Source organism: Thiolinea disciformis DSM 14473, from assembly GCF_000371925.1.
GTDB classification, from domain to species: domain Bacteria; phylum Pseudomonadota; class Gammaproteobacteria; order Thiotrichales; family Thiotrichaceae; genus Thiolinea; species Thiolinea disciformis.
Genome location: NZ_AQVE01000002.1, coordinates 133,480 through 149,761 on the forward strand (window position 1 = coordinate 133,480; position 16,282 = coordinate 149,761).

The 16,282-nt window shown below is 45.9% G+C and carries 14 protein-coding genes and 1 riboswitch; of the genes, 7 read left to right on the forward strand and 7 right to left on the reverse strand.

The window, feature by feature from the left end; all coding sequences use genetic code 11:
- The first annotated feature begins 2 nt into the window (after positions 1 to 2).
- The 5 genes from A3IE_RS0102175 to gcvP all read left to right on the forward strand — a co-directional run bounded on the left by A3IE_RS0102175 (position 3) and on the right by gcvP (position 5,943).
- A complete protein-coding gene (locus A3IE_RS0102175) occupies positions 3 to 662 on the forward strand; it encodes a riboflavin synthase (RefSeq protein WP_020393940.1) in 660 nt (219 codons plus the stop codon).
- 78 nt (positions 663 to 740) lie between these two features.
- Positions 741 to 1,289 (forward strand): M23 family metallopeptidase, encoded by a 549-nt coding sequence (locus A3IE_RS19680; protein WP_020393941.1) that lies wholly within the window; start codon positions 741 to 743, stop codon positions 1,287 to 1,289.
- Between the two features lie 50 nt (positions 1,290 to 1,339).
- Positions 1,340 to 1,427: riboswitch (glycine riboswitch) on the forward strand.
- Between the two features lie 141 nt (positions 1,428 to 1,568).
- Positions 1,569 to 2,657, forward strand: a complete 1,089-nt coding sequence (gene gcvT, locus A3IE_RS0102185) for a glycine cleavage system aminomethyltransferase GcvT (RefSeq protein ID WP_020393942.1) — start codon at positions 1,569 to 1,571, stop codon at positions 2,655 to 2,657.
- 18 nt (positions 2,658 to 2,675) lie between these two features.
- The gene (gcvH, locus tag A3IE_RS0102190; RefSeq protein ID WP_020393943.1) at positions 2,676 to 3,065 is read left to right on the forward strand and encodes a glycine cleavage system protein GcvH; all 390 of its coding nucleotides are present in this window, start codon (positions 2,676 to 2,678) and stop codon (positions 3,063 to 3,065) included.
- Positions 3,066 to 3,078: 13 nt separating this feature from the next.
- A complete protein-coding gene (gcvP, locus tag A3IE_RS0102195; protein WP_020393944.1) occupies positions 3,079 to 5,943 on the forward strand; it encodes an aminomethyl-transferring glycine dehydrogenase in 2,865 nt (954 codons plus the stop codon).
- A gap of 47 nt (positions 5,944 to 5,990) precedes the next feature.
- Here the strand turns inward: gcvP and pgsA are convergent, their stop codons facing one another.
- The 5 genes from pgsA to A3IE_RS0102220 form a co-directional block, all read right to left on the reverse strand.
- Entirely contained in the window at positions 5,991 to 6,548 is a 558-nt protein-coding gene (gene pgsA / locus A3IE_RS0102200; RefSeq protein WP_026154732.1) for a CDP-diacylglycerol--glycerol-3-phosphate 3-phosphatidyltransferase, read from the reverse strand.
- Positions 6,549 to 6,551: 3 nt separating this feature from the next.
- On the reverse strand, positions 6,552 to 8,387 hold the full coding sequence (uvrC, locus tag A3IE_RS0102205; RefSeq protein WP_020393946.1) for an excinuclease ABC subunit UvrC: 1,836 nt from the start codon (positions 8,385 to 8,387) through the stop codon (positions 6,552 to 6,554).
- A gap of 31 nt (positions 8,388 to 8,418) precedes the next feature.
- Positions 8,419 to 8,793 carry an MGMT family protein gene (locus A3IE_RS0102210; protein WP_020393947.1) on the reverse strand — a complete coding sequence of 125 codons (375 nt, stop codon included), beginning with the start codon at positions 8,791 to 8,793 and terminating at the stop codon, positions 8,419 to 8,421.
- A 161-nt stretch (positions 8,794 to 8,954) separates the two neighbouring features.
- The gene (locus A3IE_RS0102215) at positions 8,955 to 9,788 is read right to left on the reverse strand and encodes a hypothetical protein (protein ID WP_020393948.1); all 834 of its coding nucleotides are present in this window, start codon (positions 9,786 to 9,788) and stop codon (positions 8,955 to 8,957) included.
- A 341-nt stretch (positions 9,789 to 10,129) separates the two neighbouring features.
- Positions 10,130 to 10,882 (reverse strand): hypothetical protein, encoded by a 753-nt coding sequence (locus A3IE_RS0102220; protein ID WP_020393949.1) that lies wholly within the window; start codon positions 10,880 to 10,882, stop codon positions 10,130 to 10,132.
- A 127-nt stretch (positions 10,883 to 11,009) separates the two neighbouring features.
- On the opposite strand from A3IE_RS0102220, the gene A3IE_RS0102225 reads away from it, so the two are divergent.
- Both A3IE_RS0102225 and gloA read left to right on the forward strand, forming a co-directional pair.
- Positions 11,010 to 12,161, forward strand: coding sequence for an App1 family protein phosphatidate phosphatase (locus A3IE_RS0102225; protein WP_020393950.1), 1,152 nt, complete (start codon positions 11,010 to 11,012; stop codon positions 12,159 to 12,161).
- Positions 12,162 to 12,210: 49 nt separating this feature from the next.
- The gene (gene gloA, locus A3IE_RS0102230; RefSeq protein ID WP_020393951.1) at positions 12,211 to 12,606 is read left to right on the forward strand and encodes a lactoylglutathione lyase; all 396 of its coding nucleotides are present in this window, start codon (positions 12,211 to 12,213) and stop codon (positions 12,604 to 12,606) included.
- On the opposite strand, the gene A3IE_RS21815 is transcribed toward gloA, so the two are convergent.
- Both A3IE_RS21815 and A3IE_RS0102240 read right to left on the reverse strand, forming a co-directional pair.
- Positions 12,603 to 13,457, reverse strand: a complete 855-nt coding sequence (locus tag A3IE_RS21815; RefSeq protein ID WP_020393952.1) for a response regulator — start codon at positions 13,455 to 13,457, stop codon at positions 12,603 to 12,605. The two genes, gloA and A3IE_RS21815, sit on opposite strands and share 4 nt — an antisense overlap.
- 20 nt (positions 13,458 to 13,477) lie before the next feature.
- Positions 13,478 to 16,282, reverse strand: coding sequence for a hybrid sensor histidine kinase/response regulator (locus A3IE_RS0102240; RefSeq protein ID WP_020393953.1), 2,805 nt, complete (start codon positions 16,280 to 16,282; stop codon positions 13,478 to 13,480).

Genomic DNA, 16,282 nt, shown 5'->3' on the forward strand with positions numbered 1-16,282 from the left:
GAATGTTTACTGGGATTATTCAAGCGCTGGGTACATTACAGGATTTGCAAGCGCGCGGTGGTGATTTGCGCTTAACCATTCATACCGGCAAATTAGATTTAAGCGATGTGGCCTTGGGCGATAGTATTGCTGTGAATGGGGTTTGTCTTACTGCGATTGAGCGATCAGAACGTAGTATTGCTGCGGATGTATCACGCGAAACTTTATCTTTGACTAGCCTAGGTCAATTGACGCGTGGCTCCAAGGTGAATTTAGAAAAGGCATTGACCTTAGCAACGCGTTTAGGCGGGCATTTAGTCAGTGGTCATGTAGATGGTTTGGGTGAGGTTATCAGTCGCCATGATGATGCGCGATCAGTGCGCTTCAAATTGCGTGCTCCCGATCATCTTGCTAAATATATTGCTATGAAAGGGTCGATTTGTGTCGATGGCACTAGCTTGACCGTAAATCAAGTTGAGGGTGCTGTGTTTGAATTGAATATTATTCCACATACTTTGCAAGAAACTATCATGAGCTACTATCAGGCAGGCACTCAAGTAAATTTGGAAGTGGATTTAATTGCGCGTTATTTAGAACGCTTAGTATTAGGCGAGCAAGCGGCAAAAAATACGACTGAGCAAGGTATAAGTCTTGAATTACTGAGTAAAAGCGGTTTCATTTAGTTTTTTGAAGTGTAGCAAGACAAGATTATCGTAGTTTTGTTATGCTAATTCCCACTCAAAGCTTGAGGGAGCTTCACAGTGAGAATATTAATTGGCTTATTTAGCCTTATACTGATCAGTCAAATTGTCAATGCCGGACAACTTATCGGCCCCGCTTATTACCCACCTTTCGAGAGCAACAAAAAAGTACTGGTTTCTCAAGGCTTTGGTGGCTCACAAACCCATCAGGGCACTTATAATTATTATGCGGTTGATTTAGTAATGGAGGAGGGTGAACTGGTTTGTGCCGCGCGTGAGGGAAAAGTCGTTGCTTTATACGATGGTGCAGGTTGGTTTGGTAACGATACGCATAATTCAAATTATGTTTATATTTTGGATCAGCTAGGAAATATCCAAGATTATGAGCATTTAAAACCTAGCAGTATTCGCGTGCGTGTGGGTGATTATATAGAGCGGGGTGACTGCTTTGCGCAAGTAGGAAATACAGGTTCTTCTAGTGGCCCTCATCTTCATTTTGCAATTTTACGTAGACAAGCGAATGGTGAGTTAGCTTCGATTCCTTTCCAATTTATTGGCCCTAATGAATTAGCATATACCCCACAACGTTTGCAATGGGTGAAGTATTGAAGAAAAGCTTTCGAAGATACTTTGAGCTAGTATACAATGTGGCCTCAACAATGGTAGCTGCAGAAGAGAGCCTCTTTAGAGGCCGCCGAAGGCGCATTTAGCCCATAAACGCTCAGGCAAAAGGACTGTCACTACGGTTGACTCTGGAGAGAAGCACATTGCTCACCGAAGGGTACTAACTGCCTAAATCGCAGGAATCTCTCAGGTACAAGGACAGAGGGGCGCTGAATAGGATGCTATTCAGCGCCCTTTTTTATTGGCTTTGTACTGAGAAGGATTATGAGCACAAAACGTACCCCCTTTTACCAAAAACACCTCACCGCTGGCGGCAAAATGGTTGATTTTGCAGGCTGGGAAATGCCGATTCATTATGGCTCTCAATTACAAGAGCATAAGCAAGTGCGTAGTGACGCGGGGGTTTTTGATGTATCCCACATGACCATTCTGGATTTAAAAGGTACTGACAGTAAGGCTTATTTACAGCATCTTTTAGCGAATGATGTTGCCAAGCTCACTAGCTCAGGCAAGGCTTTGTATAGTTGTATGTTGAATAACAGTGCAGGGATTGTTGATGATCTTATTGTGTATTACATCGATGAAATGTTTTATCGCATTGTGGTGAACGCTGGAACGCGCGAGAAAGATATTGCGTGGATGCAGCAACAGCTCCAAGGCTATCAGGCTACACTCACTGAGCGCTCTGATTTAGCGATGCTGGCCGTGCAAGGGCCGAACGCCCGTACCAAAGTATTTAGTTTAATGCCTGCTCATGAGCTTGCTATTGCAGAACCCTTGAAGCCATTTACAGGCGCATTCATAGGGGATTGGTTTATTGCGCGTACTGGTTATACCGGCGAGGATGGCTTCGAATTGATGTTTCCGGCGACTCAGGCGGAAAAGGTTTGGGATGCGATTTTAGCAGCAGGTATTGCACCGATTGGCTTGGGTGCACGTGATACCTTACGTTTAGAGGCGGGGATGAACTTATATGGCACCGATATGGATGAAACCACTTCTCCGCTGGTTTCAGGTTTAGGTTGGACCATCGCTTGGGAGCCTAACAGTCGTGATTTCATCGGGCGTAAAGCACTGGAAGCTGAAAAAGCAGCAGGGGTGCAACACAAGTTTGTTGGTTTAGTGCTAGAAGATAAGGGTGTATTGCGCTCTCACATGAAGGTGCACTGCGAGGGGGGGGAGGGTGAAATCACCAGCGGCACCTTCTCACCCACTTTAGGTTTAGCGATTGCAATGGCGCGTGTTCCTGCCAGTTGCGGCGAACATTGTCAGGTTGATATTCGCGGTAAATTACATCGTGCCAAAGTGGTAAAGCCCAACTTTGTGCGTCACGGCAAATCCGTTTTAGCTTAATTATCAAGGAAATCTATCATGAGCAAAATTCCATCTGAATTGAAATACACCACTTCTCACGAATGGGTACGTGATAACGGTGATGGCACGATTACCGTGGGTATTACTGATCATGCGCAAGAGTTATTAGGTGATTTGGTGCATATTGAACTACCTGAAGTCGAGGCTGAATTTGGTGCGGAAGATGCGCTTGCGGTGGCTGAGTCCGTCAAAGCAGCCTCCGATATTTATGCACCAGTAGCAGGGGTGGTCGTGGATATTAATGATGCAGTTTTGGACAATCCTGAGCTAGTCAATAGTGATCCCTATGGTGATGGCTGGTTGTTTACCTTGCGGGTAGAAGACATGGATGTATTGGATAGCTTATTAGATGCTGAAACCTACGCATCTAGTGTTGATGAAGCATAATAGGGTAGCTTAGATGGCAAGTTTGTACAATTTAGAACAGCGTGAGGATTTTATCACGCGCCATATTGGCCCGACCGAAGACGACACCCAAGCGATGTTAGCAGCGGTTGGTGCAGGTTCTCTAGAGGCGCTGATTCAAAGCACTGTTCCTGAGAATATCCTTACCCACTTACCCTTAGCCATGGGCGATAGCCAAACCGAAGCGGAGGCTTTGGCTTACTTAAAAGCTTTGGCCAAGCAGAATAAGGTCAACAAGTCTTATATTGGCCTTGGCTATTACGATACGCTTGTGCCGCCCGTCATCTTGCGCAATGTGATGGAAAATCCGGGTTGGTATACTGCCTATACGCCGTATCAGCCAGAGATTTCACAAGGTCGTTTGGAAGGTCTGCTGAATTATCAGCAAATGGTGACTGATTTAACGGGCATGGACATTGCTAATGCCTCCTTGCTGGATGAGGCTACAGCTGCTGCTGAGGCGATGACCTTATGTAAACGCTCCAATAAGTTGAAATCCAATAAGTTTTTTATCAGCGATGACGTGTTTCCACAGACTATTGATGTTCTGAAAACGCGTGCCGAATATTTTGGTTTTGAGCTGATTATTGACAAGATTTCGGCGCTTGCGCAGCATGAAGTGTTTGGCGTATTGCTGCAATATCCATCGGCCAGTGGTGAAGTGGTTGATGTAGAGGCCACCATTAAACAAGCGCATGCACAAAAAGCGTTAGTCTGTGTCGCAGCAGATTTAATGGCATTAGTCATACTCAAGCCGCCGGGTGAAATGGGTGCCGATGTGGTGATTGGCAATACCCAACGTTTTGGTGTGCCTATGGGTTTTGGTGGGCCACATGCAGCTTATTTTGCGACCAAAGATGCGTATAAGCGGACTATGCCGGGGCGCGTGATTGGCGTGTCGATTGATAGCCACGGTAAGCAGGCATTGCGCATGGCGATGCAAACCCGCGAGCAGCATATTCGCCGCGAGAAAGCGACCTCGAATATTTGTACGGCACAAGCCTTATTGGCGAATATGGCAGGCTTTTATGCGGTGTATCATGGTCCTGCAGGCTTAAAGAAAATTGCCGGTCGCATTCATCGTTTAACTTCGATTTTAGCCAAAGGATTACAGCAAAAAGGCGCAAAGCTATTGCATGATACTTGGTTCGATACAATCGTAGTGGAGAGCGCAGAGGCGTATGAGCGTGCTTTAGCCGCAGGAATTAATCTGCACAAAGTTTCTGAGTCCCAAGTTGGGATTAGTGTGGATGAAACTAAAACCCGTGCAGATATTGCTGAGTTATTCGATGTGCTACTTGGTGCTGGGCACGGCCTAACGATTGCTGCTTTAGATCAAGTAGTCCTTACAGAAAACTTCAGTGGTATTCCGTCTGGCTATCAGCGCAGCTCCGCGTTCCTGACCCATCCTGTGTTCAATTCGCACCATTCTGAATCGGAAATGCTGCGTTATCTGAAACGCTTGGAAAATAAAGATTTTTCGTTGGCACATGGCATGATTCCACTCGGCTCATGCACCATGAAATTGAATGCCACGGCGGAAATGATTCCGGTGACTTGGCCTGAATTTTCCAATATCCATCCGTTTGCGCCCAATGAGCAGACCGTTGGCTATCGCGCCATGATTAAGGAATTGGAAGAGTGGCTAGTGGAAATTACTGGCTATGATGCGATTTCTATGCAGCCGAATTCGGGCGCGCAAGGTGAATATGCGGGTTTAGTAGCGATTCGTCGCTATCAAGCAAGTCAAGGGCAAGGCCATCGCGATGTGTGCCTCATTCCTAGTTCGGCACATGGTACGAATCCAGCTTCAGCCGCAATGGTGAATCTGAAAGTTGTAGTGGTTGAATGTGACGCGAATGGCAATGTCGATGTAGCCGATTTACGTGCTAAAGCGGAGCAACATGCGGCGAATTTATCTTGCTTGATGGTTACTTATCCTTCTACGCACGGTGTGTTTGAGCAGGGCATCGTGGAAATTTGCCAGATCGTGCATCAGTACGGCGGGCAGGTTTATATGGATGGCGCGAATATGAACGCGCAGGTCGGTTTGTCGAAACCGGGTAAATTTGGCTCTGACGTATCGCATCTCAATCTGCATAAAACCTTCGCGATTCCACACGGTGGTGGTGGACCTGGCATGGGGCCGATTGGTGTGAAAGCGCATCTGGCACCATTTTTATCGAGCAATGTGGTCAATCCGCCGTTTGATGCACCCGTGGGCAATAGTGCAATTTCGGCAGCACCTTATGGTAGTGGCTCGATTCTGCCGATTTCATGGACTTACATTAAGCTCATGGGCGCGAATGGCCTGAAACAAGCCACGCAAATGGCGATTCTGAATGCCAATTATATGATGCAGCGCTTGTCGGAACATTATCCGGTACTCTTCCGTGGTGCCAATGGGCGGGTGGCGCATGAATGTATTATCGATATTCGCCCCCTTAAAGCTGCATCCGGCATTACTGAAGAAGATATTGCGAAGCGCTTGATGGACTATGGTTTCCACGCGCCCACGATGTCTTTCCCAGTCGCTGGAACATTGATGATTGAGCCGACCGAATCGGAACCCAAAGCGGAGTTAGATCGTTTCTGCGATGCGATGATTGCGATTCGTGACGAAATTCGCAAAGTGCAAGAAGGTGTCTGGCCTGCCGATAATAATCCTTTGGTCAATGCGCCACATACACTCGATGATTTAACGCAAGGCTGGAACAGACCATATTCTCCCGTGGAAGCGGTTTTTCCAAGAGGGGTTATGCCGACTGCGAAATATTGGCCGACTGTGAATCGCATTGATAACGTGTATGGGGATCGGAATTTGGTTTGTTCTTGTCCACCGATGGACAGTTATCGATAAGCTTCATGTTTTTGAATAAAGGGGCTATAGCCCCTTTATTGAGGCATTTAAGCCAATCTAAAGCTTGTATAAGCTGCTTTTAAATATTGCAGCATGGATAAAAGCGTTAATACGCATGCAATAATCAGGGCAATAATGCCAAGTGCGCGCAGTGGCAAACCTAATAAATATTGATTATAGAGTAAAAAAATAAGTGCAATAATCTGTGCGGTAGTTTTAACTTTACCAATATAAGCTACGGCAACTTTGCCATGTTCGCCCATTTGCGCCATCCATTCACGCAATGCTGAAATAACAATCTCACGACCGATAATAATCACAGCGGCCATGGTAAACCAAAAGCTCGCTTCGCGTTCCACAATTAATAACATCGCAACTGCTACAATTAATTTATCAGCCACCGGATCAAGAAAAGCACCAAAGCGTGATTCTTGTTGCCATTTACGCGCTAAATAGCCGTCAGCCCAATCGGTTAGGCCAGCTAGACCAAAGATCAGAGCCGTCATAAAAGGTGCCCACGGCTTTTCGATATAAAAAAACAGAATCATTAATGGAATTAACAGTATTCTTAGCCACGTAAGCAAGAGAGGCAGGTTTTGGGGCATGAATTAACTGTCTCCATTAAAAGTATCGTAAATCTTTTGCGCTAAAGAACGACTGATGCCGCTTACTTTAGCCAGCTCTTCGACACTGGCTCGCTCAATAGCGCGCAGTCCGCCAAATTGTTTCAATAATAACTGACGCCGTTTGGCGCCTAAACCCTCTATCGCTTCTAATGGGGATTGTAGGCGCGCTTTTTGACGGCGTGCACGATGTCCTGTAATCGCAAAACGATGCGCCTCATCCCGAATCTGTTGAATCAGGTGTAGCGCTTTAGAATGCTCGGGCAGGTTTAAACTTGTGGTGTTTTGTTCAATCAATAAAGTTTCTAAACCCGGTTTGCGTCCTTCACCTTTTGCAATGCCAATCACTTCAATTCCTTGAATTTCGAGGTTTTTTAACACATCCAAGGCTTGTGTTACCTGTCCTTTACCGCCGTCAATGAATAGAATATCAGGCAATTTGGCATCAGGCGTATTCGCCCGACGGAAGCGTCGCATCAAGGCTTGGTGCATCGCGGCATAATCATCACCAGCCTGAATGCCTTCGATATTGTAGCGACGATAGTCGGATTTCAGTGGTCCATTCGCATCAAAAACTACACAAGAGGCGACAGTTGCTTCACCTTGGGTATGGCTAATATCAAAACATTCCATGCGTGTTGGTAACTGGTCTAAGTGCAGAGACTCTTTTAAGGCGTGTAAACGCTCCTGCATACCTGTTTTGGACAATAAGCGCATAGTCAAGGCTTGTTCGGCATTTTTTTGCGCCAACTCCATCCATTTGCTACGTTCACCCCGTTGCGGTTGGCGTAGGCTAACTTTGCGTTGTTGTTTAAGCGTTAGCATTTCCTCTAATAAATCGGGTTCAGTAGGCATCACTGAGAGCAGAATTTCATGGGGGATATCATGTCCTAAGTAATATTGTGCTAGGAAATAGGCCATAATTTCCGCAGGGTCAGCCGCTTCGTCGGGTAAGTCGGGGAAAAAGTTTCGATTTCCTAAATTGTTTCCATTGCGTATGGTAAAAACCTGCACGCTCGCTAGGCCGGAGTCGAGGTGTAAGGCAACCAAATCCAGATTGACTAAGCTACCATCGTCGCCTGTCACATATTGTTGTTGGGAGATATGACGCAAACCTTCAATTTGATCGCGATATTCCGCAGCTTTTTCAAAATGGAGCTGTTCGGCCATTTTCTCCATTTTGGCGACTAATTCAGTGATGACCGTTTGCGTTTCGCCGCGGAGAAATTGGATAGCGTACTTAATAGTTTGCGCGTAATCCTCTTGACTGATGAGACCCACACAAGGCCCGCTACAGCGTTTGATTTGATATTCCAAGCAAGGGCGTGAGCGATTTGCAAAATAGCTGTCTTCGCATTGACGCGCTTTGAAGATTTTTTTCATCACATACAGCGTTTGGCTTACTGCGCCCCCACTGGGATAAGGGCCAAAATACTGTCCAGGCTGTTTGCGCGAACCGCGATAAAACTGGATGCGAGGGTAGGCTTGCTGGGTAGAGATGTAAATATAGGGGTAGCCTTTGCCATCTTTTAAGCGGATGTTATAACGTGGCAAATGCTGTTTAATCAGATTATTTTCTAATAAGAGCGCTTCGGCTTCGGTATTCGTGACGGTGATGTCCACACGGGATATTTGCTTAACCATCGCATCAATACGCGAATTGGCGGCGGTGCCACGAAAATAACTACTCACACGATTGCGTAGGTCTTTAGCCTTGCCCACATACAAAATTTCGTCATTTTTGCCGATCATGCGATAAACACCGGGTTTATGCGGGACGGTTTTAAGAAAATCTTGGGGGTCGAATGGCGATTCTTGCATAGCGCTGCTGTGTGACATGAATGGGACGTAATTACAAGATGTCATGAGGAAACTGGCGTGGATCAGGTTGCCAGCGAAAGCGTTTTAAATCAATGCGGCCATTTGTTTTAAAGGAAACACCTTCTTGCTCCAATAACTCACGTTGTTCCATAGCGCCAAACGCATTGATTTTTCCTAAGCTAATACCACCTTGTGCATTGACTACCCGTTGCCAAGGCACATCAGAATAAGCAGGCAAATGATGTAAGGCATACCCAACTAGGCGTGCATGACGCGCCAAACCCGCCCAGCGTGCGACATCACCATAAGTCGCAACTGTTCCAGCAGGAATTTGATGGACGACCTGATAAATACATTGATAGTGGGAGTGGGTCATGGCTTCTTTGAATAGAGCAATGCGCACCATCTTAGCCAGTCTTGGTGGATTACACCAGTAGTGCTAGCTCTATCAATCCTAATACTTTAGTGTAGGTGAGTGTGATCGAAAAAAGCATAACGGCATCAGCGTTGATGCCGTTGAAATTTTACTGTTTTTAGTTAAATGCAGTCCTAGCTTTAGAAAGCTAATTAAGAATATTTAGGATTAGAGTTACCGGAAACTACAGTAGTAGAATGACCGGAGTAGCTTGGGTTTGAATTACCTGTTACTACCGTGGTGCTGCTTGGGTTGCTACCTTCCATGACTAAATCACTATCAGGGTTTACCACGGTTTGTCCTAGGTCACGCGAACCTGTTGAACTAGACATGCCTAAGGTTACGACCACATCGTTATAATCACCGTCGTTTTCAGCGCGTGAACCATGACGATCTTCAAACGAAATACTTAAACTACCATCACTATTACGCGCTACCACTGCACCCGAAGAATTACCCATAATATAAGAGCCTTGGGTCTGGTTAAATAAGCGAATATTGTCTGGGCTTAAGCCACTTACACTAATGCCAGGCACTAAACGACTCCATTCGCCATTGGCATTTTTGTATTGCACCACATTATTGTCAGCGGTCTCTGGCGGAATATTGATAGCGCATTGATTGCCCGAAAAACCACTCCAATTCACACTAGGCGTGCCAGTTCCAACACGACTACCAGTGGATGGGTTGTTGTTGCCAATAACCGTAGAGCGATTACCACTTAAGCTAGTGGTTCCAGTTGAGCCAGAGCCACACCAGTTGCGTAAATTTTGTTGCACTAGATTAGTAATGGAACTTTGATCGAAACCGAAAAAATTAGTGTGGGTGCCTGAGCCATAAGACAGATTATAGGGATTGCTGAGAGTGCCAAATAAGCTAGAAAAATTAGTATTGCTATAAGTCGGTGACAAACTGCCTGCACTGCGATTGGCATAAGTACCAGAGGTAGAAGTGTTGTTGCAAACATTGCCAAATAAGTTATACATGTTGACCTCTATTGTTATTTATTGCGTCACGTATCGATTGTGCTGAAGGAGTGTCGCTAAGTCTTCAGTCGTTATTTTTTGGGTTTCTGCCAGTGTAGTGCTTGTGTCTGGCTGATGGGGCTATAATAATTTTTACTAATGATTTGAGTTAGTTTAAGAAGCATGAATGGTCATTAACATGCTCTGAACGGAAAAATTGCGACTTCGTCGGCACTTAAGTCATCAATATAAATAATGAATCTGTTTAATTAATTGCCTTTGCCACTGGCTCGATACTAACGGTAGGTATCACTTAGACTCTGAACACATTATTTAGTTGTTAGCAGGATAAGGACTGGGCTTTAAGCCCAGCGATACCAGTCCTCAATTCCCAAATAACGCGCCCATGTATCAATCAATTCGCGATCTAAGGTTTCGTCAAATACTTGGTGTAAGCAAGCTTCCAATAACAAAGTGGCAGCCGCTTCCATCCCTACGGTTTTATAGGGTTCAAAAATGCCCGGCATCTCAAATAACTCTGCCACCATTAAGGCTTGCGCTGCATTCATGACCTGATTAGCGCGCAGCAGGGTCTTAGGGAAGAGATCGGTGGTCATTTGCAGACAGGCAATATGTTCTACCACTTGATGTGTTAAGGATTGTTGTTGGGTTGCGTGCAATTCGGGATAGTCGCGGTGCAAGGCAATATCAATGAGCATTCCAATCGGTACAGAGCGTAATTGCGTTAAAATTCCCCCTAATACATGCTCAGTAAAAGCCTCGCGCTGTGCGATGGGAATTGAGGGATGTAAAGCCAATAAATCACTTTTCACACCCGCCAATACACTAGGTTCAGGGCGCAAATTAGCGCGTTCAGTCTCAGGCATTTGGTATTGATGCAATACAAACGCAGCCTGCCAAGCAATTAAATAATTATTTTCATCGCTAGGTAAGCGCAGAATAATTTCATGGCGTTCACGTCCTTCTCGTCCCGCCAAGCGCACGCTAGAAGCTATTGGTAAGTTCTGATCATAGATAATATCAAACCCTGCACCACTTAATGCACTGGCTTTGTCTAACAAGGTTTGGGTACTTTGCGGATATAAAGAAGCCATCGGAAACTCAGCAATATTAGGGAGCGCTAGTATAGCGATTGTTAATGCTGGCTTAAACGCCGGTAAACTGCATTAAACGCAAATTTGTTGTAATGTAGTTTTATCCACTGAGAAAGGACGAAGCACGATGGCCACTTGGAAAGAAACAATTACCCGCATTGGGCACTCTGTTGAAACACATTTTGATCATTTACGTTATCGATTGAAAAACAAATTGGGCTATGACCAGCCATTACAAATCGTGCCTTACCTGAGTTATGGCAATCAAGAAACCTTGATCTTGCGTGGGCGTGTCCTAGAGCAAAAGGACGATTTAGACAATAAAGATGAAGAGTCAACGTGGAATAATCTCGTGGATGCCTATCAGCGTTTTGCCAGTGATGAGATCCCGCATCTTAACTTGAACATTCAAGTGGGTGGACAGCAGGTCGTGGCAGTCACAGATGAAGAGGGCTATTTCAAAGTTAGTGTACCAACCCCTGCTTCCAGTGATGTGCAGACTTTCTGGCATGATTTTGACATTAGCGCTCCACCGCAAGACATGTTGGAGAAGTTGCCAGAACCGGTCAAGGGGCAAGTCTGTATACCACACCCTGAGTGCGATATAGCCATTGTGAGTGATATCGATGATACAATTGTCGTTACAGATGCTAATAATTTACTAACTATGGCACGCCTGACTTTCTTGGAAAGTCCAGCTTCACGTTTGCCCTTTGCGGGTGTGGGTGAGCTTTATCAAGCGTTGACACAAGGTGGTAAGGTACAACGCCCCATTTTCTATGTCTCCAGTAGTCCATGGAATTTGTACGATTTTCTGGTCGATTTTATGCGCATTAATCAGATTCCACTCGGCCCCTTATTCCTGCGTGATTGGGGCTTACACGCTGACGGTATGAAAGATCATAAAGAACACAAAACCAGTAGCATTCTCAGCTTAATGGATATGTATCCTAACTTGAATTTTATTTTGATTGGCGACAGTGGGCAAAAAGATCCAGAGGCTTTTAGCACGATACTAGCCGAAAAGCCTACTCGCATTAAAGCTATCTATATTCGTGACGTTAGCTCAGAGGAGGCGCGCGATGAGCAAGTTGAAGCGCTCGCGGCTAAAGCCCAACAGCAACAGGTTGATATGCTTTTAGTAGCTGACAGTTTAATGGCAGCCGAACATGCGGCATCAAAAGGCTATATTAGTGCTGAAGCGGTGAACGCAGTGCGGAATGCACTGTTGAAACACGATCCTCAGTTAGAGCAGATTGAGCAGGCGATCCGGCCATAAATAGCTTAGATTTCATTAAGTACTTATTCGTTTTTATTAGGAATTAGCCATGCGCATTTTACATACTATGCTTCGTGTTGGTGATTTGGAACGTTCGATTGAGTTTTATACTAAAGTGCTCGGTATGCGCTTATTACGTCGCAACGATTATCCAGAAGGTAAATTTACGTTGGCTTTTTTGGGCTATGGTTCAGAAAGCGACCAAGCTGTGTTAGAGCTGACTTATAATTGGGGTGTTGAGCGTTATGAATTAGGTAATGCTTATGGGCACCTCGCGTTAGAAGTGCCGAATGTGTATGAGGCTTGCGAGAAAATGCGCGCCGCAGGCGGTAAAATTATTCGTGAGGCAGGCCCTATGAATGCAGGCACCACCATTATTGCTTTCTTGCAAGACCCTGATGGTTATCAAATTGAATTGATTGGCGAAAAACCCAAGGCCGCTTAATGCGACTGATAATTATCCAGCCAAGCGGAAACGCGTTTGAGCGTTTTTTGTAATTGCTCGGTTTTAACAGGCTTGGTTAAATAAGTCGATGCGCCTGCTATTACCCCTTGAACCTCGTCGAGTGGTGAGGTTTTAGCGCTGAGCATAATGATCGGTGTTTTCTTCATTTCTTTACGCAAGCGCATTTGACGGCAGGTTTCAAAGCCGTCCATGCCGGGCATAATAATATCGAGAAATACCAAGTCATAACGACGTTCGGCTATTTTCACTAGCGCCTGCTCGCCGTCTTCGGCAAAGTCTGCCCCAATGCCTGCCTGCGCTAGTTCTAATTCTAATTGCTTGCGAATCGCAGCACTATCATCCACGACTAAAGCATGATGATGATAAGTAGGCTCATGATGCGGTGGCTCAGTCGCTAATGATATTTCACTTGGCGGCGCTAAAACTTGGGTTGGCGTGTTTTCAATAGTCTCTAGAGGCGTAGGCGAGGCGGGTTTAACACCATCCAGAGTCAGTTCATCTGGTGTTTTACCTGCTAACCATAATTTACGCGCCTCTTCCAATGTACGCATGACGCGGGTTACTAATAAAGGACGATGCAATTCTACGTCACAAGGCAGCGTGTTGCCGGCATCCATAATGCGGATAAGAAAACAATCTTGCTCAGCTAATTGCTCCAAAGCCAGTTCGCTTTGATCGGCCACGACTACGATATTCGCCTGATTTAGTTCGGCAGTTTTAAAGTGTTGCGCTTGTGTGCCGCTAAAACTGAGTACACGCTGCACAACCGCCTGTTCTTTGGCATTTAACTGATATAAACAAACCCCAACGGCTTGCTCCATTTCGGACATGTTCTACACTCCTACTAATATCACAGGCTTGCGGTAGTGCTAAGCCATTGTGCGAGTTGCTCCTGCAATTGTGCGGCTTGTACTGGCTTGGTTAAATAAGCATCGACTCCAGCTTTAGCGGCTTGATCACGGTGTTTGCGTGTGCTGCGTGATGTCAACATGACGATGGGTAAATGTTTTTGCTCTGGCCACAACCGAATGGCCTCAGCTAATTCAAGACCATTCATGCGCGGCATTTCCAAATCGGTCAGCACTACATCAATCGCTTGCGTATTGAGCTGCTGCAAAGCCTCAAACCCATCCATAGCTGTATAGACTTCATGATTCATCGATTCCAGCATTAAGCGTAAAGCCTGACGATTACTCAAAGAGTCATCGACAACCAACACAGCAGTACGATTGGCTTCGCGCCGCGCAATTTGCTCCTCAGAAGCATAGTCCAAACTTACTAAGCCGGCTTCGTAATCTTGCAATAAACGCAACATATCGATCACGGGCACGGCTATGCCATTCGCTAAGATGGAAGCTCCTTGAATATAAGGAACATGGTGTAGCCAAGGATCTAGGGTTTTCACGGCCATATCCCGCGACGGTAAAATTTCTTCCGCATACAAAATATGCTGCTGGTTTGGGCTACGTACGACCATCAGGGTTTGCGCTTGTTCTAGGTCAGGATTTTTCGCCGCAGGCCAATGCAATAAGGCCGCTAGTTGAGTCACTGGCCGTTGATAACGGGCGTTTTCAATACGCCAACCATTTTCATCCTGAATATTTTCCGGTGCAGGAACATAAATAATCTGCTCAATCGTATCCGCCGGAATTGCCACCAAATGCCCACCTGCTCGCACTACCAACGCATGAGTAGAAATGAGCTGCTGCGGTAACTCAATACGGATTTGGCTGCCTTGCCCTAATTGAGTTTGCAGATGCAAATGGCCTCGCAAACGTTGAATATGCGCTTGCACCACATCCATTCCGACCCCACGCCCTGATACTTCACTCACGGTATCACGGGTACTGAATCTTGGCTGGAGAATTAAACGTAATAGCTTTTCATCGCTGACTGCTTCATCAGAGCGTAGTAATCCACGTTCTAAAGCGCGTTCACGAATACGCGCCAAATCCATACCTGCACCATCGTCTTCCAGCACTAGGCTCACATAATTCGTTTGCTGACTAATACTTAAACGAATTTTACCAAGCTCTGGTTTACCCAAAGCACGACGTTGTTCAGGTGTTTCAATGCCATGATCAACGGCATTGCGTAACAGATGCAGTAAGGGTTCAGTGAGTCCTTTTAATAGGTCATTATCGACCCATAAGTTTTGACCCATGATTTCCAGCTCTGCCTTTTTGCCGGTCTGGCGGCAGGTTTCGCGTACAATACGTTCTAAACGTGGCGTCAGGCTGGAAACAGGCATCAAGCGCGTTGCTAAGATGGCATCGTTTAATTGACCTTGAATACGTTGCTGCTGTTGTTGTAACTCGGTTAATTGGCGCAGACTTTGCTGTACATTGAGCACGAGTTCACGATTATCTGCGGCACTTTCGGCTAATAAATTGCTAGTACTGTGTAATTCACCATAAGCTTCTAGCTCTAAGGCATCAAAGGGACTGCCAGCCGTGTTGGGTGTGTGCGGTGCTTTATGGGCTTGATGTTGAATAAGCTCATCCAGTTCTTCCAAGCGCTCGCGCAGAAAATCTTCTTGACGCTGTAATTGGCGTAGCAGCGTATTGGTAGTGTCTAGTGCCTCTGCCATTTGGCTCTGCGAGGTAATTAATTCAGCCGCCAAGTTTAATAAACCTTGAATACGCTCTTCGCTTAATACTAAAGCTGGCGCATTCAAACGCTCATTTGGCTCACTAGGCGGCTCAGGCGGATTAGCCATCAACTGAGCCAAGGCTTCAGCAGCTAGTTGCTTATTGCTGGCTAATTCTGTTTCTTCTCCAGACTCCGCCAAACGTTGTGACCACGCCGCTATTTGGGCGTGAATAGTGGCGTATTCACTGGGCAAACTCTCTTGACGGAATAAATGATCGAATAAGCTTTCCAAACAATCTGCTGCTGCTTCTAAGGTTGTTCCTAAACCTTCTGGTAATTGTTGCAGTGGCAAATCTAAAAGATTCTCTAAATCGTGGGTAAAACTGACGATGGGCGTTACCCCAACGACACCACTAGAACCTTTTAACGTATGTACTAAGCGCGCGGCGTGGCGCTGCTGCTCGCGTGTACCAGCACCGATAGCTAATAGACGAATCAGGCGAGCTGCTTCGGTGACCTGATTCGGGGCCTCTTCGCGATAGGCTGCAATAATATCGGGGTGTACATCCGGTGCGAAACTTAAAGCGGGTGCTACTAGAGTGGGTTCGACAGGCGTAGCTGTTTCTGGCTCAGACTCTAACGCGGTGGCTAGGGCTAAAGAACGTAATTCGACTAAAAGCTGTTGCAAGCTATTAGGATCCAGCGGCTGTGGCCAATTATCATCAGTCAACTCATTCATCAATAAAGACAAATGGGCTGATTCATCAGGTTCGCGGAGTAGCAGTGCTGCTACTTCCAGCCACGTTGCAAAGCTCGCTTGCTGAAATAAATCGGGCGCAGTTTCACTCACTAAAGCCTGTTGTACCCACTCAATCACTTGCTGCAGTGCTGCCAAGTCAAAATGTTGGGCCGTTAGGGTCAGGTTTTGATAAATCTGTTGAATAGCTTGCTGGGCGACTGGCCATGGCTCGTTCGGATCAAGCATCGCGATTTGTAAGGCTAAATCCTCAAGTTCCGCTGCTAATAAACTAGGCTGTGATGGATGGTTTAAACTAGCGTTCAT